Source organism: Actinosynnema sp. CS-041913 (genome assembly GCF_050942485.1).
In the GTDB taxonomy this organism is placed as follows: Bacteria; Actinomycetota; Actinomycetes; order Mycobacteriales; family Pseudonocardiaceae; genus Actinosynnema.
On the sequence record NZ_CP192037.1, the window covers coordinates 1,842,160 to 1,860,887 of the forward strand.

At 69.6% G+C, this 18,728-nt stretch carries 24 protein-coding genes and 1 pseudogene; 14 read left to right on the plus strand and 11 right to left on the minus strand.

Going from position 1 to position 18,728, the window contains the following annotated elements; genetic code table 11:
- Positions 1-575: 575 nt before the first annotated feature.
- Positions 576-1,049, minus strand: a complete 474-nt coding sequence (locus ACQPZF_RS09100; RefSeq protein ID WP_433270207.1) for an Rv2732c family membrane protein — start codon at positions 1,047-1,049, stop codon at positions 576-578.
- Entirely contained in the window at positions 1,046-2,521 is a 1,476-nt protein-coding gene (gene miaB / locus ACQPZF_RS09105; protein WP_433274492.1) for a tRNA (N6-isopentenyl adenosine(37)-C2)-methylthiotransferase MiaB, read from the minus strand. The genes ACQPZF_RS09100 and miaB overlap by 4 nt, the downstream gene beginning before the upstream one ends.
- 262 nt (positions 2,522-2,783) lie before the next feature.
- On the opposite strand from miaB, the gene ACQPZF_RS09110 reads away from it, so the two are divergent.
- Positions 2,784-3,743 (plus strand): TAXI family TRAP transporter solute-binding subunit, encoded by a 960-nt coding sequence (locus tag ACQPZF_RS09110; protein WP_433270208.1) that lies wholly within the window; start codon positions 2,784-2,786, stop codon positions 3,741-3,743.
- Here ACQPZF_RS09110 and ACQPZF_RS09115 read toward each other — a convergent pair.
- Positions 3,740-5,119: a HAMP domain-containing sensor histidine kinase gene (locus tag ACQPZF_RS09115; protein ID WP_433270210.1), complete on the minus strand. Its 1,380-nt coding sequence runs from the start codon at positions 5,117-5,119 to the stop codon at positions 3,740-3,742. The genes ACQPZF_RS09110 and ACQPZF_RS09115 overlap by 4 nt on opposite strands.
- Positions 5,120-5,797 (minus strand): response regulator transcription factor, encoded by a 678-nt coding sequence (locus tag ACQPZF_RS09120; protein ID WP_433270212.1) that lies wholly within the window; start codon positions 5,795-5,797, stop codon positions 5,120-5,122.
- Positions 5,798-5,958: 161 nt separating this feature from the next.
- Between ACQPZF_RS09120 and ACQPZF_RS09125 the strand changes: the two genes are divergently transcribed.
- The 4 genes from ACQPZF_RS09125 (at position 5,959) to ACQPZF_RS09140 (ending at position 9,280) form a co-directional block, all read left to right on the plus strand.
- Complete coding sequence (locus ACQPZF_RS09125) at positions 5,959-6,687, plus strand: amino acid ABC transporter ATP-binding protein (protein WP_433274494.1); 729 nt, start codon at positions 5,959-5,961, stop codon at positions 6,685-6,687.
- A 65-nt stretch (positions 6,688-6,752) separates the two neighbouring features.
- Entirely contained in the window at positions 6,753-7,640 is an 888-nt protein-coding gene (locus ACQPZF_RS09130; RefSeq protein WP_433270214.1) for a glutamate ABC transporter substrate-binding protein, read from the plus strand.
- Between the two features lie 123 nt (positions 7,641-7,763).
- Positions 7,764-8,411 (plus strand): amino acid ABC transporter permease, encoded by a 648-nt coding sequence (locus ACQPZF_RS09135; RefSeq protein WP_433270216.1) that lies wholly within the window; start codon positions 7,764-7,766, stop codon positions 8,409-8,411.
- A complete protein-coding gene (locus ACQPZF_RS09140; RefSeq protein ID WP_433270218.1) occupies positions 8,408-9,280 on the plus strand; it encodes an amino acid ABC transporter permease in 873 nt (290 codons plus the stop codon). Before ACQPZF_RS09135 ends, ACQPZF_RS09140 begins: the two co-directional genes overlap by 4 nt.
- 58 nt (positions 9,281-9,338) lie before the next feature.
- Here the strand turns inward: ACQPZF_RS09140 and ACQPZF_RS09145 are convergent, their stop codons facing one another.
- Complete coding sequence (locus tag ACQPZF_RS09145) at positions 9,339-10,418, minus strand: Vms1/Ankzf1 family peptidyl-tRNA hydrolase (RefSeq protein WP_433270220.1); 1,080 nt, start codon at positions 10,416-10,418, stop codon at positions 9,339-9,341.
- A 48-nt stretch (positions 10,419-10,466) separates the two neighbouring features.
- Between ACQPZF_RS09145 and ACQPZF_RS09150 the strand changes: the two genes are divergently transcribed.
- From ACQPZF_RS09150 to ACQPZF_RS09175, 6 genes are all read left to right on the plus strand, one after another.
- Positions 10,467-11,186, plus strand: a complete 720-nt coding sequence (locus ACQPZF_RS09150; protein ID WP_433270222.1) for an EcsC family protein — start codon at positions 10,467-10,469, stop codon at positions 11,184-11,186.
- 67 nt (positions 11,187-11,253) lie between these two features.
- On the plus strand, positions 11,254-12,507 hold the full coding sequence (locus tag ACQPZF_RS09155) for an MFS transporter (RefSeq protein ID WP_433270224.1): 1,254 nt from the start codon (positions 11,254-11,256) through the stop codon (positions 12,505-12,507).
- A 257-nt stretch (positions 12,508-12,764) separates the two neighbouring features.
- Positions 12,765-12,899 (plus strand): hypothetical protein, encoded by a 135-nt coding sequence (locus ACQPZF_RS09160; protein WP_433270226.1) that lies wholly within the window; start codon positions 12,765-12,767, stop codon positions 12,897-12,899.
- Positions 12,900-12,932: 33 nt separating this feature from the next.
- Positions 12,933-13,118 (plus strand): hypothetical protein, encoded by a 186-nt coding sequence (locus tag ACQPZF_RS09165; protein WP_433270228.1) that lies wholly within the window; start codon positions 12,933-12,935, stop codon positions 13,116-13,118.
- A gap of 397 nt (positions 13,119-13,515) precedes the next feature.
- On the plus strand, positions 13,516-13,944 hold the full coding sequence (locus tag ACQPZF_RS09170; RefSeq protein WP_433270230.1) for a CBS domain-containing protein: 429 nt from the start codon (positions 13,516-13,518) through the stop codon (positions 13,942-13,944).
- Between the two features lie 97 nt (positions 13,945-14,041).
- Positions 14,042-14,233, plus strand: coding sequence for a DUF397 domain-containing protein (locus ACQPZF_RS09175; RefSeq protein ID WP_433270232.1), 192 nt, complete (start codon positions 14,042-14,044; stop codon positions 14,231-14,233).
- Here ACQPZF_RS09175 and ACQPZF_RS09180 read toward each other — a convergent pair.
- Positions 14,215-14,325: pseudogene (locus ACQPZF_RS09180) on the minus strand (CGNR zinc finger domain-containing protein); the annotation flags it as partial. The gene ACQPZF_RS09175 and the pseudogene ACQPZF_RS09180 overlap by 19 nt on opposite strands.
- A gap of 111 nt (positions 14,326-14,436) precedes the next feature.
- On the minus strand, positions 14,437-14,664 hold the full coding sequence (locus ACQPZF_RS09185) for a hypothetical protein (protein WP_433270234.1): 228 nt from the start codon (positions 14,662-14,664) through the stop codon (positions 14,437-14,439).
- Between the two features lie 115 nt (positions 14,665-14,779).
- Between ACQPZF_RS09185 and ACQPZF_RS09190 the strand changes: the two genes are divergently transcribed.
- Positions 14,780-15,631 (plus strand): helix-turn-helix domain-containing protein, encoded by an 852-nt coding sequence (locus ACQPZF_RS09190; RefSeq protein ID WP_433270236.1) that lies wholly within the window; start codon positions 14,780-14,782, stop codon positions 15,629-15,631.
- A 2-nt stretch (positions 15,632-15,633) separates the two neighbouring features.
- Complete coding sequence (locus ACQPZF_RS09195) at positions 15,634-15,810, plus strand: DUF397 domain-containing protein (protein WP_433270238.1); 177 nt, start codon at positions 15,634-15,636, stop codon at positions 15,808-15,810.
- Here the strand turns inward: ACQPZF_RS09195 and ACQPZF_RS09200 are convergent.
- Positions 15,807-16,331, minus strand: a complete 525-nt coding sequence (locus tag ACQPZF_RS09200) for a CGNR zinc finger domain-containing protein (RefSeq protein ID WP_433270240.1) — start codon at positions 16,329-16,331, stop codon at positions 15,807-15,809. The two genes, ACQPZF_RS09195 and ACQPZF_RS09200, sit on opposite strands and share 4 nt — an antisense overlap.
- An 80-nt stretch (positions 16,332-16,411) precedes the next feature.
- Between ACQPZF_RS09200 and ACQPZF_RS09205 the strand changes: the two genes are divergently transcribed.
- Positions 16,412-17,068, plus strand: a complete 657-nt coding sequence (locus ACQPZF_RS09205; RefSeq protein ID WP_433270242.1) for a maleylpyruvate isomerase family mycothiol-dependent enzyme — start codon at positions 16,412-16,414, stop codon at positions 17,066-17,068.
- On the opposite strand, the gene ACQPZF_RS09210 is transcribed toward ACQPZF_RS09205, so the two are convergent.
- From ACQPZF_RS09210 to ACQPZF_RS09220, 3 genes are read right to left on the minus strand one after another with little or no spacing between them, the layout of a single operon-like run.
- The gene (locus ACQPZF_RS09210; protein ID WP_433270244.1) at positions 17,052-17,828 is read right to left on the minus strand and encodes an arylamine N-acetyltransferase family protein; all 777 of its coding nucleotides are present in this window, start codon (positions 17,826-17,828) and stop codon (positions 17,052-17,054) included. The genes ACQPZF_RS09205 and ACQPZF_RS09210 overlap by 17 nt on opposite strands.
- Positions 17,829-17,840: 12 nt before the next feature.
- The gene (locus ACQPZF_RS09215; protein ID WP_433270246.1) at positions 17,841-18,371 is read right to left on the minus strand and encodes an SRPBCC domain-containing protein; all 531 of its coding nucleotides are present in this window, start codon (positions 18,369-18,371) and stop codon (positions 17,841-17,843) included.
- On the minus strand, positions 18,364-18,717 hold the full coding sequence (locus ACQPZF_RS09220) for an ArsR/SmtB family transcription factor (RefSeq protein ID WP_433270248.1): 354 nt from the start codon (positions 18,715-18,717) through the stop codon (positions 18,364-18,366). The genes ACQPZF_RS09215 and ACQPZF_RS09220 overlap by 8 nt, the downstream gene beginning before the upstream one ends.
- Positions 18,718-18,728: the final 11 nt, after the last annotated feature.

Genomic DNA, 18,728 nt, shown 5'->3' on the forward strand with positions numbered 1-18,728 from the left:
CTTCTCCACGAGAGGAAGGGGCCCGGCCTTTCGCTCAGCAGTCGCGCGCTCAGCACACTCACGCACCGAGCAACGGGCGCGCAGCGCCACACCTGTCGGTGGGCTGCGTGTCATCCCCGTATGGCCTGCCCGCAGGGAACCGCGCTTTTCCTGGGAATGCAAGCACGCCTTTCGCTTGCGTTCCCAGGAAAAGGGTGGTTGTCTTTGACCAGGTTATGCGGGGATGGCACGACGCCCGAGTCTTACTTTTGTGTACATCCTTGGCGGCCTGCCTGTCCGGCGAGGACGCTTGTAGCTTTTCGTCTAAAAGCGAAAAGCGACGCTCGCCGCTTGGCAGGCCTCCGGGGAGGGGAAGGGCAAGGCGTCGTGTTCTCCCCGTATGACCTGGTCAAAGACCACCACACTTGTCAAGGAGGCGCAAGCGAAAAGCGTGCTTGCACCTCCTTGACAAGCGCGGTTGCCCTGCGGGCAGGCCATACGGGGAGAACACGAGGCCCCTTCTTTGTGCTCGCGCAGGCTTCTGGTCGGTGTGCTCGCGCAGGCCTTAGGTCGTGGTGCTCGCGCAGGCTTTGGGGTTACTGCATTCCTGCTCGGGAAGCGGCGATGCGTAGCCACTTCACCAAGAGCACGACGATTGCCACGACGGCCAGGATGAGTCCCGCGCCCGGTCCTGGGCCTGGATGGTGGCCGGTTGTCGTTTGGGTCATCCAGATCGACAGCACGCCGCTCACCGATGCCGCGAATGACGCCAGTGCGCAAGTCCAAGCCAGGGCCCAGCGCCGTGTTGCCAGGGTGATCGCGGGCAGCAGCACGCCTGCCAAGAGTGAGGCGTAGGAGAAGAACTTCGGCATTGCGGAGGCTTCGCCGAGCAGTACGCGCAGGCCCGTGTCACCATCGACCCACGGCAAGACCATGGACACCAGGATCGCGAGCACGGCCACCGCGATGGTGAGCGCGCCGGTGCCGGGGTCGAAGCGTTTGGCTGCCGAGCGGCCCACACCGTCGATCTCGTCGCGGAGGCCGGCCAGGTCGTCGGGATCGGCGTTCATCCGGCCGTGCACCCGCCCACCGCAGCCGGTAGGGGGTCGGGTGCGCCGAACTTCGGCAGGCCCAGGGTGACGCCGGGGGTCTTCGGCCTGATGCCGGCTTCGGAGCGGTCGCCTGCCTTCGTGCGGCGGTGGCTGATCAGCGGGCTGTCGGCGATGAGGTTGTGGGGCGCGGCGTAGGTGATCACGGTTTCCACCACGTCACCGGGGCGGATGTTCGCCTCACCGGGGGCGAAGTGCACCAGGCGGCCGTCTCGGGCGCGTCCGGACAAGCGGTGGGTTTCGGCGTCCTTGCGGCCCTCGCCGTGTGCTACCAGGACCTCGACCGTGCGGCCGACCTGGAGCTTGTTCTGTTCCCAGGACATCTCGTTCTGCAGGGCCACCAGGCGGTCGTAGCGTTCCTGCACGACCTGCTTGGGCAGTTGGTCGGGCAGTTCGGCGGCGGGTGTGCCGGGGCGCTTGGAGTACTGGAATGTGAAGGCGCTGGAGAACTTCGCCGCGCGGACCACGTCCAGGGTGGCCTGGAAATCTTCCTCGGTCTCGCCGGGGAAGCCGACGATGATGTCCGTCGTGATCGCGGCGTCGGGCATGGCCTGCCGGACGTTGTCCAGGATGGACAGGTACTTCCCCGACCGGTAGGAGCGGCGCATCTCCTTCAGCACCCGGTCGGAGCCGGACTGGAGCGGCATGTGCAACTGGTGGCACACGTTCGGGGTCTCGGCCATGGCGGCGATGACGTCGTCGGTGAAGTCCTTCGGGTGCGGCGACGTGAACCGGACGCGTTCCAGGCCCTCGATGTCGCCGGCGGCGCGCAGCAGCTTGCCGAACGCGTACCGGTCGCCGAACTCCACGCCGTAGGAGTTGACGTTCTGCCCGAGCAGCGTCACCTCCAGCACGCCCTCGTCGACCAGCGCCTGCACCTCGGCCAGCACCTCGCCGGGGCGGCGGTCCTTCTCCTTGCCGCGCAGTGCCGGGACGATGCAGAACGTGCACGTGTTGTTGCACCCGACGGACACCGACACCCACCCGGAGTAGGCGGAGTCACGGCGCGCCGGCAGGGTCGACGGGAAGGTTTCCAGCGAGTCCAGGATCTCGACCTGGGCCTCGCGGTTGTGGCGGGCGCGTTCCAGCAGCACCGGCAGCGAGCCGATGTTGTGCGTGCCGAAGACCACGTCGACCCACGGGGCGCGCTTGACGATCTCGCCCTGGTCCTTCTGCGCCAGGCAGCCGCCGACGGCGATCTGCATGGCGGGGTTCGCGGTCTTGGCGGGCGCGAGGTGGCCGAGGGTGCCGTAGAGCTTGTTGTCCGCGTTCTCCCGGACCGCGCAGGTGTTGAACACCACCACGTCGGGTGGGGTGTCGCCCTCGGCGGGCGCGTAGCCCGCCTCTTCGAGCATGCCCGCGAGTCGCTCGGAGTCGTGCACGTTCATCTGACAGCCGAACGTGCGGATCTGGAAAGTCCTCGGAACCTGCAACGTGCTCACCTGGTTACCATATCCCCTGGTCAGTGGCCGGTCGGGAGCACGGTCGCCACGAGGCTCCCACCCCTGTCCACAGGTGCGCCCGCCGGCCGAACCCTGCGTGCGCCCCTGCCGCCGGCCCTCCGTCCATGTTAGGCACCATCCGAACGCACGGCGCGCGGCCCGTGGACCTCGGTCGATTCCGCACCGGCCGGCCACCGCGCCCCGATCCTTCCGCCGGGTCCGGCGCGGGGCGTGGACGTGGGACGATGCGCGAATGCCGGGAAAGCTGCTGCGAGTGCACGCGGCCGGGGCGGTGCTGGCCCTGGCCGCGCTGTCCGTGACGGCCTGCGGCGACGACTTCGACCACGTCAAGCTCACCATGGCGGCGGGCAGCGACACCGGCGTCTACCACAAGCTGAGCACCGCCCTGGCCGACGGCTGGACCCGTGAGCCGGGCATTCCCCGGCCCCAGGTCGTGGTGACGGCGGGTTCGGTGGACAACCTCGAACGGCTGCGGACCGGGCAGGCGCAGGTGGGGTTCTCGGCGGCCGACGCGGCCGAGGACGCGCAGGCCACCCCCGACGGCCACCGGCTCCTCGCGCTGGCGCGGATGCACGACGACTACCTCCAGGTGGCGGTGCGCGCCGACATCCCGGCCACCAGCCTCACCGACCTGAAGGGCCTGCGGGTGTCCCTCGGCGCGCCGGACTCCGGCGTGAGGCTGATCGCCGAACGGCTGCTGAGGTCGGCGAACATGTCACCCGACGACGACTTGAAGGTCCGGTACCTGGACCTGAACGCGACCACGGACGCGATGCGGGACAACGCGCTGGACGCGTTCTTCTGGTCCGGGGGCGTGCCGACGACCGGCGTGACGACGCTGGCCACGACCGTGAAGATCCGGATGCTGGACCTCACCGACGTGCTGCCCAACCTGCGCCGCCTCTACCCGGTGTACGGGTCGGCGACGCTGCCCGCCTCCGCCTACGAGCTGCCGGGCGGCCCGATCACCACCCCGATCACCACGCTGGTGGTGCGCAACTTCCTGCTGGTCACCGACGACATGCCGGACGACGTGGCGGAAGCCCTGCTCAGAGGCCTGTTCCGGGCGCAGCCGGACCTGGTGGCGGCCAGCCCGGTGGCCAGGTCGATAGAGGTCAGATCGGCGATCGAGACGACGCCGCTGCCGCTGCACCCCGGCGCGAAGAACTACTACCGGGACGTGAAGGTCTAGACGGCCGGGAACGTCACCGCCACGCACAGCCCGCCGCCCTCGGGAAGGCTCAGCCGCACGCTGCCGTCGACGCGCTCCACGATCTGCCGCACCAGCGCCAGGCCCAGGCCGGAGCCCTGGATGTTCTGGTGCGCGGGGGAGCGCCAGAACCGGTCCGTGGCCCGCTCCAACTCCTCCGGCGCGAGTCCGGGCCCCTCGTCCCGCACCGACAGGTGCACGAACGACGAGTGCCGCCGCACGTCCACGCGGACCAGCGTCTCGTCGGGCGCGAACTTGAGGGCGTTGTCCAGCAGCGCGTCCAGCACGGCCTCCACACCGCGCGGCGGGGCCAACGCCTGACCGCCCGGCTCGCCGTCCAGCACCAGCTGCACGGAGCGGGACGCGGCGGCGGGCTGCCACGCGGACAGCCGCCCGGCGACGGCGCGGTCCACGTCGACCGCCACCGGGTCGACCGACGGCGACCCGGCACGGGCCATCGACAGCAGCTCCTCCAGGATGCGGTTGAGCCGGTCCGCCTCGTCCAGCGCCGCGACCTGGTGCACCACCGCGTCCCCGGAGACGTGCCCCTCCAGGTTGGACAGCCGGAGCTTCAGCGCGGTCAGCGGGTTGCGAAGCTGGTGGGACGCGTCGGCGACGAACGCGCGCTGCGCGGCCAGCACGTCGCCGACGTTCGCGGCCATCTGGTCGAACGACCGGGAGAGCTGCCGCAGCTCGGGCGGCCCCGACGAAGACCCGACCGGCTGCACGGGCCGTCCGGACACCACCGCCGCCAGCAACGCGCCGGTCGCGTCGTCCAGCCGGCGCACCGGCCGCAGGGTCCACCGCACCAGCGGCAGCGCGGCCAGCACCGCGAGCGCCAGCACCAGCAGGCTCGCGGCGAGCAGCACGAGCCACCACACCAGCACCTCGAACCGGGTCTTCGTGGTGGGCGAGAACGTGACGACCGCGCCGCGCACCTCCCCGTCCACCAGCACCGGCTCGGCCAGCACCAGCTCCGTCGAGTCCCACGGCATGAGCAGCCCCGGAGCCGCCGGCTGCCGGCCCGCGAGCGCGCCCCGGACCAGGTCGGACACGGTCGCCGAGGTGACGTCCACGCCCGGCCCGGACGCGGCGACCACCAGCCCGGACCGGTCCAGCAGCGCCACCTTGATCCCGTACAGGTCCTGGTAGCGGGCCAGCTCGCGCTCCATCAGCACGGGCTGGTCGTCGGTCAGCGGGCGCTGCGCCACCGACGCGAACCGCGCGGTGTCGGTCAGCCGGTCCAGGAACATCTCCTGCTGCTCGGTGGCCGCGACCCCGCGCCCGAGCGGCACACCCATGCCGACCAGCACCAACACCACCAGGGTCAGGACGATGCCCAGCAGCCGTGAACGCACTCAGCCCCCGATCGAACTCAGCCGGTAACCGACGCCGCGCACGGTCTCCAGCAGCGCGGGCCGCCCCAGCTTGGTGCGCAGCGTCGCCACGTGGACGTCCAGGGTCCGGTTCGCGCCGGCCCACGTGCGGCCCCACACCTCGGCCAGGATGCGCTCCCGCGTGCACACCGCGCCGCCCGCCGCCATCACCAGCGCCAGCACCTGGAACTCCTTGCGGGACAACGAGACCGGCTCACCCGCCACGGTGACCTCGTGCCGCCCGAGGTCGACCCGCACGTCGGCCGCCTGGAACACCTCGGTGCCGGTGCCGCCGACGCCCACCGGGTCGCCGCGCCGCCGCCGCACGGCGTGCACCCGCGCCACCAGCTCGCCCACGTCGTACGGCTTGACCAGGTAGTCGTCCGCGCCCGCGTGCAGACCGAGGATCCGGTCGTCGATCTCCCCGCGCGCCGACACGACGATGATCGCCACGTCGCTCGCGGCCCGGATCTGCCGGCACAGGGTGACGCCGTCGATGTCGGGCAGGCCCAGGTCGAGCAGCACCACGTCGACCTCGGCCAGCCGATCGAGCGTCCCCCGACCAGTGGCTTGTCGGTCTACTGTGAAACCCCGTCGGGTCAGCGCCGGGACCAGCGCTTCCGCGACGCGGTCGTCGTCTTCGACCAACAGCACGCGCACCGGCGTCCTCCCGAGTTATTGTCGCCTGCCTGTGACAGCATTGAGACCCTAAGTCTTGCTCAACCGCCTGGACTGGTGTGGTGACGCGCACCTAGGTTTCCGCCATCGCTCGAAGGAACCCCCTGGAGGAACGGATGACCGCTTCCACACCTGCTCCGCCGATGATCCGGATGGTGGGCGTGGACAAGTTCTTCGGGCCTCTCCACGTCCTCAAGAAGGTGACGTTGGAGGTGCCGAAGGGCCAGGTCGTCGTCGTGCTGGGGCCGTCCGGCTCCGGCAAGTCCACCCTCTGCCGCACGATCAACCGCCTGGAGCCGGTCGACGACGGCGCCATCGAGGTGGACGGCCGGCCGCTGCCCGCCGAGGGCAGGGAGCTGGCGCGGCTGCGCGCCGACGTCGGCATGGTGTTCCAGTCCTTCAACCTGTTCGCCCACAAGAGCATCGTGGACAACGTGATGCTCGCGCCGGTGAAGGTCCGCAAGATGCCGGCGGCCCAGGCCCGCAAGACGGCCATGGAGCTGCTGGAGCGGGTCGGCATCGCTAACCAGGCGGAGAAGTTCCCCGCCCAGTTGTCGGGCGGGCAGCAGCAGCGGGCGGCGATCGCCCGCGCGCTGGCGATGCGCCCCAAGGTGATGCTGTTCGACGAGCCGACCTCCGCGCTGGACCCGGAGATGGTCCAGGAGGTCCTGGACGTGATGACCACGCTGGCGAAGGAGGGCATGACCATGCTCGTGGTGACCCACGAGATGGGCTTCGCCCGCAAGGCCGCCGACCGCGTGCTCTTCATGGCCGACGGCGAGATCGTCGAGGACTCGACGCCGGAGCAGTTCTTCTCCGCGCCGAAGTCCAACCGCGCGAAGGACTTCCTTGGCAAGATCCTGACCCACTGAAGTCCCGTGACCGCGGCGCTGAGCCTGGCGCCGCCAGACCCCCGAAGAAGAGCAGGAGAAGGACGATGAGGGTTCGCACCCTTGCGGTGGCGCTGCTGGCAGCAGGCCTCGCCCTGACCGCGTGCGGCAAGGAAGGGAGCCCCGGCGCGTCGAACCCGGCCCCCTCGCAGAAGGTCGCCGCCGACGTCAAGGTCGAGGGCTCCAAGACGTTCGACAGGATGAAGGAGCGGGGCAAGGTCGTCATCGGCGTCAAGGAGGACCAGCCCGGCCTCGGCCTGAAGGACGCGACGACCAACAAGTACAGCGGCTTCGACGTCGAGATCGCGAAGCTGGTCGCGGCGCAGCTCGGCTTCGGCGAGGACAAGATCGAGTACAAGGCGATCGCGTCCGCCGGCCGTGAGCAGGCGCTGATCAACGGCGACGTGGACTACTACGTCGGCACGTACACCATCAACGCCGGCCGCAAGGAGAAGGTCGGCTTCGCCGGCCCGTACTTCACCGCGGGCCAGGACCTGCTGGTGCGCAAGGACGACAACTCCATCACCGGCCCGGAGACCCTCAAGGGCAAGAAGGTCTGCTCGGTCACCGGCTCCACCCCGATCAAGAACGTCAAGGACAAGGGGTACACCGAGCCGGAGAACATCTCGGAGTACCAGAACTACTCGCAGTGCGTGGCGAAGCTCGCCGAGGGCGCGGTCGACGCGGTGACCACCGACGACGCGATCCTCAAGGGCTACGCGGCGGACGAGCCGGACAAGTTCAAGGTCGTCGGCAAGCCGTTCTCCGTCGAGCCGTACGGCATCGGCCTGCCCAAGGAGGACAAGCCGCTGCGGGACAAGGTGAACGACATCCTGGAGGCCGCGATCACCGGCGGTGACTGGCAGAAGCTCTACGACGCCACGCTGGGCAAGTCGGGCTCCCCGGCGACGAAGCCGGTGCTAGAGCGCTACTGATCCGCCTCCCGCGTCCCCGATCCACCTGGGCGCCACCGATCAGCACTGATGGTGGCCGGTGACCACGCCGTTCGCGGCGGGTCGCCGGCCACCGCCCTTGATGGCCCTCGGCGAGGAAGTCCCATGAGCGTCCTGACCACCTACTCCGACCTGTTCCTGAAGGCTTTCGGCACGACGATCCAGCTCTTCCTGTTCTCCGCGGTCGGGTCGCTGGTGCTGGGCACGCTCCTGGCGATGCTGCGGGTCAGCCCGGTGCCGGTGTTCCGCGCCGCCGGCGCGACCTACGTGACACTGGTCCGCAACACCCCGCTGACCCTGGTGTTCTTCTTCTTCGCGTTCGCCTACCCGCTGCTCAAGATCGTGCGGCTGGACCCGTTCCAGGGCGCGGTGGTGGCGCTGGCCCTCTACACCTCGGCGTTCATCTGCGAGGTGGTCCGCTCGGGCATCAACACGGTGCCGGTGGGCCAGGCGGAGGCGTCCCGCGCGCTGGGCCTGACGTTCGGCCAGATGCTGTTCAGCGTGGTGCTGCCGCAGGCCATGCGCTCGGTGGTGCCGCCGCTGGTGAGCACGCTGATCGCGTTGCTGAAGAACACCACCATCGCGGCCGGCTTCTCGGTGTCCGACGCCGGCTCGATCAGCTACGTGCTGGCCGACGAAGGCGCGAACATGCTGGTCGGCCTGTCCTGGGTGGCGTTCTTCTTCGTCGTCCTGGTGATCCCGTTGACCCTGGTGCAACGCGCCCTAGAGAAGCGCTGGAGCGTGGCCCGATGAGCTCCGTCCTGTTCGACGTCCCCGGCCCGAAGGCGCGGGTGCGGCACCGGCTGCTGGCCGTGGTGGGCCTGCTCGCGGTGCTGGGCGTGCTCGGCTTCATCGGCTACCGCTTCTACGACAGCGGCCAGTTCGAGCCACGCATGTGGGAGTGGCTCCAGTACGAGACGGTCCAGCTCGAACTGCTGACCCGGCTGGGCAACACGCTCAAGGCGTTCGCGGTCGCCGCCGTGCTGGCGGTGCTGTTCGGCGCGATCCTGGCGGCGGGCCGGCTGTCCGAGCACGCGGTCTGGCGGGCGCCCGCCACCGTGGTGGTCGAGATCTTCCGCGCCATCCCGCTGCTGATCATGATCTTCATCCTGTACAACGGCCTGCCGGCGGTGGACGTCAAGCTGTCCCCGTTCGTGGCCGTCGTGGTCGGTCTGACGCTGTACAACGGCTCCGTGCTGGCCGAGGTGTTCCGGGCCGGCGTGCTGTCCCTGCCGCGCGGCCAGGCCGAGGCCGCGTACGCGCTGGGCATGCGCAAGACGCAGGTCATGGTGCTGGTGCTGCTCCCGCAGGCGCTGCGGGCGATGCTGCCGACCATCATCAGCCAGCTCGTGGTGCTGCTCAAGGACACCGCGCTCGGCTTCATCATCGCCTACCCCGAGCTGCTGGACTACGCGAAGTACATCGGCAGCCAGGGCCAGTTCGGCCGGCCGCTGGTGCCGACGACGATCGTGGTCGCCGCGATGTACATCACGCTGTGCCTGCTGCTCACGCGGGTGGCGGTGTGGCTGGAGAAGCGCAACCGGCGCAGCAAGAAGGTCGTGGCGCCGGAGAACAAGGACGAGATCGAGAAGGTCGTCCTGACCAACGCGTCCGGCTTGTAGCGGCTGGTCCGTCGAAAGGGGGGAGCGCCGCGCTCCCCCCTTTTTCCCGTCCCGTAGGTCAGTGGCGCAGCAGCGCGCCGACGCCCTCCCACAGCTTGGTCTCGTCGGTGACCAGCACCTGCGCGCCGGTCGCCGTCGCCGCACCCGCCAAGGCCTCGTCGGCGGGCTGCTCGGCCACGTGGTCGACGCCGAGCGCCCGCAGGTCGGACTCCCTGATCGCCACCAGCGCCGGGTCGTCGCCCGCCCACACCGTGCGGTCGCCCAGCGCCTGGTCGGCGACCAGCAGCGTGGCGACGTTCGCCTCGCGCAGCGCCGCCACGACGCGTTCCATGCCCTGCACCGCCCGGCCCTGCTCCCGGCCGGACTCGGTGGCGAACTCCTCCACCACGTCGTTGTCCAGGTCGTACTGGTACTGCGTCACCAGCGCCCGCACCGACGCGTCGAACGACTCGTCGTCGGCGCCGTCGGCGAGGCTGCCGCCGTCGACCTCGATCAGCACGTCCCGGCAGCGCGTGCTCAGCTCCTCCCGCACCGCGGTGCGGGCCTGCACCTCGCCGCCGAGCACCAGCAGCCGGGCGTTGAGCGTGGTCACCAGCTTGTCGGCGGCCTCGGCGACCAGCGCCGCGTTGTGGTGGGCGGTCTCCTCGACCTTGTTCTGCATCCGCCGGTGCGACCAGCCGCCGCCGCGCACCTTGTGCAGCGGGTGCGAGTCGCCCTGCACCTCGGTGGCGAGTTCACCGCGCCCGTCGTAACCGTGCAGGTCCGCGCCCGCGCGGTCGACCACGACCACGACGTGCGGCAGCTCCGGCCCCAGCAGGCTGGCCAGCGGCAGCAGGTTCGGCAGCCGCGACCAGCGGGCCGAGTCGGCGGCGGGCGGCCGGGGCAGCACCCGGTTGAGCAGCAGCGTGCCGTGCGCGGCGATGAGCGCCCGGCCGGCCTTGCCCACGACCGGCTCCCGCGCCGCCGCGTCCATGGCGGCCAGCGTGTCGGGGTCCGCTCCCTGCCGCGCCAAGTCCTCGCGCAGCCCGCGCCAGCGCAGCTCCAGCGCTTTGGCCGCGTCCTCCGTGTCGTGTGAGGCGTCCAGGTAGACCGACGCGAACGGGCCGCGTTCCCGGACCAGCTCTCCCAAGGTGGACATGTCCATACTTCACGGCTACCCCCGACGGCACCGCGTAACCTCGGACGCATGGCCGAGGAACCCGGTGCCCTGGTGAAGGCGCAGCAAGGCGCGGTGGACCATCTCCTGCGGGTCGGCATCGAGGGCTTCGGGCCGTTCAAGAGCGCCCGCGAGATGGCCCGCGACCTGCTGGACGGCGGTCTGACCAGGGACGAGGCGATCCGCAGCCTCATCCGCACGCACGTCGCGGCGGCCGGCATCCAGGGCTTCGCGATGAACATCGGCGGCCTGATCACGCTGCCGGTGACGCTGCCCGCGAACGTCGCCGCTTCCTACCTGGTGCAGACGCACCTGATCGCGTCCATCGCCGCGGTGCAGGGGCACGACCTGGAGAGCGACGAGGTGCGCACGGCGATCCTGCTGTGCCTGCTGGGCAACGCGGGCACCGAGCTGCTGAAGAAGGCGGGCATCAGGGTGGGCTCGAAGCTCACCATGAACCTGATCGAGCGCATTCCGGCGCAGCTCATCCGCGAGGTGAACAAGCGGGTCGGGTTCACCCTGCTGGCCAAGTACGGCACGTCGAAGGCCGGCATCACGCTGGCCAAGGGCGTGCCGCTGGTCGGCGGCGTGATCGGCGGCGGCTTCGACGCGGTGACCACGCGGGCGGTGGGCGGCTTCGCCCGCCGCTTCTTCGCGACCCCGCCGGAGACGCCGCGGGTGGTCGACGGGCGGCTGGTGGAGCACGAGGTGCTGGAAGGCGAGATCGTCGGCGAGATCGAGCACGACTGATTGGCCCAACCAATCGGCTCGTCCTTGGCTCTTACCATGGGCCAATCCGGTTCCTAACGTCGTCTTCATGGGAACGACGAAGCGGCTCGCGGTCGCGCAGGTGGCCAACTCGGTCGGGGACGGCGCGTTCTACGTGTCCTCCGCCCTGTACTTCACGCGGGTCGTCGGGCTGTCGCCCACGCAGGTCGGGTTCGCCTTGACGCTGGCGTGGGCGGTCGGGGCGGTGGCCGGGGTGCCGCTGGGGCACCTCGCCGACCGGTTCGGCGCGAAGCGGCTCGCGGTCGTGCTGGCGGTGGTCACGGCGGGCGCGTTGGCGTCGTTCCTGGTGGTGCGGTCGTTGCCGGCGTTCCTGCTGATCGCGGCCGTCTACGCGTGCGGGCAGAGCGGGTTGCAGGCCGCGCGGCAGGCGTTGCTCGCCGGGCTGGTCGAGCCGGGGCGGCGGACCAGGGTGCGCGCGCTCCTCCAGTCCGTGCTGAACGCCGGGCTCGCGGTCGGAGCCGGCCTGGGCGGGGTGGCGCTGCACCTGGACGCCGCCGAGGCGTATCTGGTGGTGTTCGCGGTCGACGCGCTCGGGTTCCTCGTCGCGGCGGCCGTGCTGTGGGGGCTGCCCGAGGTGGTGGCGGCCGTGAGCGGGCCTCGTCGGCTGGGCGTGCTGCGGGACCGGCCCTATGCGCTGGTGGCGCTGCTGAACGCCGTTCTGCTGCTGTACATGCCGATGCTGAGCCTCGTCGTTCCACTGTGGATCGTCGAGCGCACCGATGCGCCAACCTGGATCGTGGGAGTGCTGTTCGTCGTGAACACCGGGGCCGTGGTGGTCGGCCAGGTCCGGATGGCGCGCGGCGTGACGGACCTGGACACGGCGGTCCGCTCGGTGCGGCGCGGCGGGGTGCTGCTGCTCGTCGGCTGCGGGGTGTTCGCGCTGTCGGCCGACACCGGGGCGTGGGTGGCCGTGGCGGTCCTCGTGGCGGCGGCGGCCGTGCAGGTGGTGGGCGAGATGGCGCACGGCGCGGGGTCGTGGGAGATCGGGTTCGGGCTCGCGCCGGCCGACCGGCAGGGCCAGTACCAGGGGTTCTACGGCACTGGCACGGCCGTGGCGCGAACCGTCGGGCCGTTGCTGCTGACCACCCTCGTGCTCGGCGGGGGAGTGGTGGGCTGGCTGGTGCTGGGCGCGTTGTTCCTGACCGCCGCACTGGCCATGGGCCCGGCCGTGCGCTGGTCCCGGCGCACGTCACGGGGTGCCACCGGAGTGTCCACTTCGGACACTCAGGTCCACTCGTCCGGTTATCACGGTGATCGCCCTGCGTGCCCGGCGACGCGTTGATGATCAGGTGTGGCGGTGATCGCTCGAAAAATCTCTTGGCAGCCCGGGGCGCGACGCGCTAACGTCAGTGCCATGTTCTTCCAGATCTACCTCTGAGGAATTCTTCCTCCTTCGCGCCGCACTCGGCCGGTGAGCCGGTGCCGAGCGCTCATCTCCTGGTGGCCCTAGCGGCTCTTTGCCGACCCTTTTCGCGCACGAGCTGGGTCGTAAGCCTTTGCACGCCTCGATTTCCGGTAGGAGGCGGTCGCATGCCCACCATGCGCACTGAACAACCCCACGACGGTCAGCCGAACAACCGGCGCGCCCGGCGTGCCAACGGCGCGTCCCAGCCGCGCTTCGGCGGTGGACGAGTCGTCGTCAACCCGCGCCAGTACGCCATGCGGCGTCGCTGACCAGCGACTTCGCCTCAACCCCAGGAGGGACCGATGACCGAGCAGCAGAACGTTCCGAGTGACGACGAGCAGCCTCAGCCCGAGGAGACCGTCGTCCCGAACCGCCGCGAACGCCGCGGCCACGCCCAGAAGAACGGGGGCGTGAACCTCAACCCCGGCCGGCCGCACCAGGCGAATTTCGTCGGGCGCCGGGTGTTCCGCCGCAACACCGGCGGCTGACCCCCCGCGATTCCGACGCCGTGACATCACACGGCGCGGAATTCGGCGGCCGACCTTGCCACACCGCCGGCGCCGCGAGTCGATTCGCGGCGCCGGCGGTGCGCGTTGTCGGGTCCGCTGGAGAACGTCGCGAAACAGCGGCTCGGTAAAGTCCATTGTGGACAGTAGGGTGCTCGTCCATGCGGACCTTCTCCCGGCGAACTCGCCCGCCATCGTCACGCCGCGGGTGACGGTGGTGGCTGGGCAAACGTTTGCTCCAGGAAACGGCCATCGTCGGCGTGGCGGACTCGGCCGCACAAATGTGGTCTCATCGGGCGCAGGGCCTGCCGCTGGGGGCGCGCGGGAACTAGCCTGAGGTGGGTAGCACCGGATCTGGCTGGGATCAGGGAGGCGCCACATGAGGATCGCTGACGTGTTGCGGAACAAGGGGTCGGCCGTGGCGACGGTCGACGCGAGAGCCTCGGTGGCGGAGCTGGTCGCCGCGCTGGCAGAGCACAACGTGGGCGCGATGGTCGTCGTCGGCCCGGACGGCATCGCCGGGATCGTGTCGGAACGAGACGTGGTCCGCCGCCTGCACGACCGGGGCGCGGGCCTGCTGGAAGCGGTCGTGTCGGACATCATGACCGCCGAGGTGTTCACCTGTTCGCCGAAGGACTCGGTGGACAGCCTGACGGTCCTGATGACCGAACGCCGAATTCGCCACGTGCCGGTGGTGTCGGATGGTCTGCTGGTGGGGATCGTCAGCATCGGGGACGTGGTCAAGAGTCGGATCAGTCAGCTCGAAGAGGATCAGGACCAGCTCACGGCGTACATCGTCCAGGGATAGCACTGACGCGGGCGCTTGGCGGACTCGGTCCGCCAAGCGCCCGCGCGGCTAGTCGACCGGCTTTTGCCTCGCCGCGGTACTGGAGAGGATCTAGCCTTTGCGTGACACCGGGTGGTTCAGGAGCAGCTACAGCGGAGCCGGCAATGACCAGTGTGTCGAGGTGCGCGTGATCGCCGGGCGGGGTGGCGGTATCCGTGATTCCAAGCAGTCGCAAGGGGATCAGGTCTGGGTGGGTCCTCGGGCGTGGGCGGCGTTCCTCGGGCAGGCGCGTCAACGGGTTTTGCGGTAGTGCCTGCTGACCCTCGCCCGGTTGCCGCACGAGGGTTTGCACCACTGTTGTTGCGGGTGTGCCTTGACGAAGTACCGGATGCACCGGGGAGCGGGGCAGGCGCGAGGTCCGTCAACAGCCGTTCACCCTCCGCGTACATCGTCCAGGGATAGCGGACCTGACGCGGGCGCTTGGCGGACTCGGTCCGCCAAGCGCCCGTGTGGCTAGTCGACCGGCTTTTGCCTCGCCATCTCCAGCTCGGCCAGGGCTTGTGGGAACAGCTCCAGGCATTGCCGCACGGATTCGCGGGACAGCACGAGTTCGAACGCCGGGTCTCCGGCGAACGTCAGCTCGATGGACTCTTCCAGCTCGTTCGCGACAAACTTGATGTCGGTCCCACTCTCGATGACCACCCACGCGCCTACCTGTGCGGACGGTGCTGTCAAGCTCATGACGCCTCCGATCTAGGTTCGCCTACGACGGCAGGTTAAGCGGTGCGTACCGCCAAAGTAGCTGCGACGTGCCGCCGATACGGACACCTGATCGGGTGAAAGCGAGGAGTGCGAGTTGGGTGAAGTAGTGCAGACCATGCCCAGGAGAGTCCTCGGCGGGGAGCTGAAGAGGCTCCGTCTGGCAGCCGGGAAATCACAGGAGGACATCGCCGAGGTCGTCGGGAAGGCCCGTACGCGGATCAACAACCTGGAGAACGGCCGCGCCAACCTCACCGCCGACGAGTTGAGGCGGGTGCTCGACTTCCTCGAAGTCTCTCCGGAAGATCGGGAGAAGGTGCTGGCGATGGGTGTCGAAGCCCGCAAACGCCACCCGAGGCGGGCCAAGGTCGATCTTCTGCCCAGCACCTACCACCGCAACGCCGACCTGGAGTCGCTCGCCGTTCGGATCTCCAGCTATGACCGTGGCGTGATCCCCGGCCTGCTCCAGATCCCGGAGTATGCCGAGGCGCTGATCGCGAACGGTGATGGTGTCTGGTGGGAGCAGTCCTATCAGGAGCGGGTCAACCGGGTGGCTTTCCGGTTGGAGCGGCAGAAGTTGCTCTCCGGCAAGGACCTGGTGTTCATCTTCACCGATGACGCGCTGGCCACCCTCGTCGGCGGCGCGCAGGTGATGAGACAGCAGGTCGAGCACCTGCTCGAAGCGTCCGAACGCCCGAACGTCTCGTTGCGGCTGCTCGACTCGACCGAGCCGAAGAACCCTTGCCTGTATGGGCCGATCGTGTTGCTCGACTTCGAAGAACCTGCGCCTCCGGTCGGTTTGCTGCCGGTCGCATACGGCCCATCGGTCTACCTGAGGGAGCCGGGCGACACGGCCGCCCTTGCGCGAGGCCTTGCGCGGCTTCAGGAACTCGCTTTCAGTCTGGAAGAATCGCGGGCGCGACTCCGAGCGGTCCTGGAGAGGATCTAGCCTTGCGTGACACCGGGTGGTTCAAGAGCAGTTACAGCGGGACGGCCAACGATCAGTGTGTCGAGGTGCGCGTGATCGCCGGGCGGGGTGCCGGTATCCGTGATTCCAAGCAGCGGCAAGGGGATCAGGTCTGGGTGGGTTCTCGGGCGTGGGCGGCGTTCCTCGGGCGGGTGCGTTAACGGGTTTTGCGGTAGTGCCTGCTGACCCTCGCCCGGTTGCCGCACGAGGGTTTGCACCACTGTTGTTGCGGGTGTGCCTTGACGAAGTACCGGATGCACCGGGGAGCGGGGCAGGCGCGTAGTTCGGCGCGTTCCCCGCTCACCAGGAACTCGATCGCGGACGTTGCCAGGTCCGCCAACAGCCGTTCACCCTCCGTCGCCGAATCGACGTAGCGCAGGCGCAACGGCTCCTCCCACTCCAACCGCGCGGCTCTGGGCACCTGTGCCGCCGCAGCGTTGACCACGCGCAACGCCTCATCGAGAGGCATCAGGTGTGGGGTGTCGATCCGTTCGCCCGCGTCCACGGCGTGTGCGAACAGTGACCGCACCGCCCACCGCAGCTCCACGACCCTGAGCCGCAACTCCTCATTCGCGTCGACGCGGGCCCACGCGGCCAGTCCGTCCACCGTGGCCAGGTCGTCGGCCAGTCCGCCGTGTCCGTCGTGACGGACCGTGCTCGCGAACTCCAGTGCCCGGCTCACTCCCACATCCTAATGGACTTCACGAGCCATCCCCGCTATGTTGCTAACGCATTTGACTGAACGGTCCATTAGGGGGAGTCGTGACGATCGAGAGCGCCGTGTTCGACGCGCACCGCAGGCTCGGCACGGTCATCGCGGGGTTGACCGACGCGCAGGTCGGCGAGCCGTCCGTGCTGCTCGGTTGGACGCGCGGACACGTGTTGGCGCATGTCGCGAACGTCACCGAGGCCATGGCGCGGCAGGCGGAGCACGAAGGCGTGAAGGTCGAGGTGTACCCCGGCGGACGTCCCGCGCGGGACGCCGACATCGAGGCGGGCGCGGGCCGGTCGGCCGACGAGCACCGTGCCGCGCTCGACGCCGCTGTCGCCCGGCTGGCCAAGGCGTGGGCGGGCGTGCGTGACTGGGACTCGCCGGTCACCTACCGCGACGGCACGCTGCGGGACACGGTGTACGGGGTCTGGCGTGAGGTGGAGATCCACACGTTCGACCTGGACCTGACGCCGGTCCGATGGTCGTCGGAATTCTGTGACCACGCCGTGGAATTCCTGGCGCAGCGCGTGCCGGATGGTGTCGAGTTGACTCTGGTCTCCGCTGATGACAGTCGCAAGTGGACATTTGGCTCCGGTGAAGCCGTTGAACTGCAAGGCGAAGTGCAAGACCTCGTCCTGTGGCTCGCCGGCCGGGAGCCGAAGGGGACGCTGACCGGCGAGCCGCCGGCGCTCAACCCGTGGCCGTAGGAAGCTCCAAGCCGAAGTCGTCGCGCAGCACGGTGGCCAGTTCGTCGGGGGTCAGGCTGCGCTTCCGCGTCTCGCCGTCCGGGGTGGCCACGGTCAGCTCGTGGTCGGCGATCGCGTAGCGGGCGCGTTCGTCGGTGCGCTGCACGAGCAGCCTGCCGACGAACGCACTCGCCGGGTTGGTCGACAGGTAGTAGTTGAGGATCGCGAAGTCGGCGGGCGTGCGCGGGTCCTCGGTGAAGTCGTACAACGACACCCATTCGCCGCCCTGGAACGATTTCAGCGTCCACACGTCGTCGTCCTGGTCGAGCCGGAACGTCCAGTCGCCTTGCTGCTCGAACGCCCCCTGCGCCAGTGGCAGGGGCGTCAGCAGCCCGCCGCCGCCGAAACCGACGTCCACCAACCACTTCCGGTCGACGCGCAGCAGCGCGTGGGTGCGCGGGAGGTCGCCGGTGCGGCCCAGCAGCACCCGCGCGGCCAGTCCTGTGACCTGGTGGCCCAACCGTTCCAGCACCGCCGCGAACAGCAGGTTCTGCTCGTAGCAGTAGCCGCCGCGCCGGCGCCGCACCATCTTTTCTTGCAGCGACGGCACGTCCAGCGCGATCGGCACGCCCGCGCCGATGTCGGCGTTCTCGAACGAGATCGCCCTGAGGTGCGCGCGGTGCAGCCCGCGCAGGGTGGCGGCCGGGTCGGCGTCCGGGTCCGGCCGGAAGCCGACGCGGCTCAGGTACGCGTCGAGGTCGAGGAGTTCTCCGTTCCACACCGGCCCAGCATGTCAGCTCCCGGTCTGGATGGCGGGCGGCTCGGGGACGTTCTCCGTCTTGGTGCCGGATGGCATTGCCCACATGAACGCGCGCATCATCGCGTACTGGAGCTTCAGCCCCGCGCCGATGTCACCGGTCTCCACGACCTGCTTGAGGGCGGCCAGGACCGACTTCCAGGTGCTGTCGACCTTGTGCAGCTTGTCGACCGACTCCGGCCAGCCGGAATTGCGCATCGTCACGCGGGTGCCGCCGTCGACTTCGGCGAGCTGCCACGTCACCAGCGTCCACGGGTCGTCACGCATGGTCAGCTTCTGCGTGTGCGACAAGAGCTTCGGCGGGTCGACCTCGACCACGCGCCCGACGACGAACACCCGCTTGCCGTCCGGAGACCGGTAGTGCAGCGGCGCCCCGGCTTTCAGCTCGGAGTCGAGGATCGCGTCCATCATGGCCCGCTGCCTGCCGTCCAGCTTGGTGATCTCGGCCCAGACGGCGTCGATCGGCGCGGCGATCACGATGCTGTGCACGAGTTCCTTGTCAGCCAACGTCTTGCTCCTTCTCGCGAGCGCGTTCGACGGTGTCTTTGAGGCCCACGAGCGCGGCTGCCCAGGGTTGTTCGAACTCCGCGACCCACCGCCGGTGGATCTGCTGGATCGGCACGGGGTTCAGGTGGTTGACCCGCCGCCTGCCGTGCGGCTCCACCAGCACCAGGTCGGCCTCACGCAGCACGCCGAGGTGCTGCATGACCACGTGCCGGCTCATCTCCAACGCCTCGACCAGCTCGCCCGTGGTCCGCGGCCCGGCGCGCAGCACGTCGAGGATCGCCCGGCGGAGCGGGTGGGCGAGCGCACGCCAGACGGGGTCGTCGTCAGTGTCGTGTGGGGTTTTCATTACGTAAGGTT

Bases quoted from the DNA above. Each gene is read 5' to 3' on its own strand.
- ACQPZF_RS09100 (WP_433270207.1), bottom strand. From the start codon at position 1,049: ATGAACGCCGATCCCGACGACCTGGCCGGCCTCCGCGACGAGATCGAC.
- ACQPZF_RS09110 (WP_433270208.1), top strand. From the start codon at position 2,784: ATGCCGGGAAAGCTGCTGCGAGTGCACGCGGCCGGGGCGGTGCTGGCC.
- ACQPZF_RS09125 (WP_433274494.1), top strand. From the start codon at position 5,959: ATGATCCGGATGGTGGGCGTGGACAAGTTCTTCGGGCCTCTCCACGTC.
- ACQPZF_RS09130 (WP_433270214.1), top strand. From the start codon at position 6,753: ATGAGGGTTCGCACCCTTGCGGTGGCGCTGCTGGCAGCAGGCCTCGCC.
- ACQPZF_RS09135 (WP_433270216.1), top strand. From the start codon at position 7,764: ATGAGCGTCCTGACCACCTACTCCGACCTGTTCCTGAAGGCTTTCGGC.
- ACQPZF_RS09140 (WP_433270218.1), top strand. From the start codon at position 8,408: ATGAGCTCCGTCCTGTTCGACGTCCCCGGCCCGAAGGCGCGGGTGCGG.
- ACQPZF_RS09145 (WP_433270220.1), bottom strand. From the start codon at position 10,418: ATGTCCACCTTGGGAGAGCTGGTCCGGGAACGCGGCCCGTTCGCGTCG.
- ACQPZF_RS09150 (WP_433270222.1), top strand. From the start codon at position 10,467: ATGGCCGAGGAACCCGGTGCCCTGGTGAAGGCGCAGCAAGGCGCGGTG.
- ACQPZF_RS09155 (WP_433270224.1), top strand. From the start codon at position 11,254: ATGGGAACGACGAAGCGGCTCGCGGTCGCGCAGGTGGCCAACTCGGTC.
- ACQPZF_RS09160 (WP_433270226.1), top strand. From the start codon at position 12,765: ATGCGCACTGAACAACCCCACGACGGTCAGCCGAACAACCGGCGCGCC.
- ACQPZF_RS09165 (WP_433270228.1), top strand. From the start codon at position 12,933: ATGACCGAGCAGCAGAACGTTCCGAGTGACGACGAGCAGCCTCAGCCC.
- ACQPZF_RS09170 (WP_433270230.1), top strand. From the start codon at position 13,516: ATGAGGATCGCTGACGTGTTGCGGAACAAGGGGTCGGCCGTGGCGACG.
- ACQPZF_RS09185 (WP_433270234.1), bottom strand. From the start codon at position 14,664: ATGAGCTTGACAGCACCGTCCGCACAGGTAGGCGCGTGGGTGGTCATC.
- ACQPZF_RS09220 (WP_433270248.1), bottom strand. From the start codon at position 18,717: ATGAAAACCCCACACGACACTGACGACGACCCCGTCTGGCGTGCGCTC.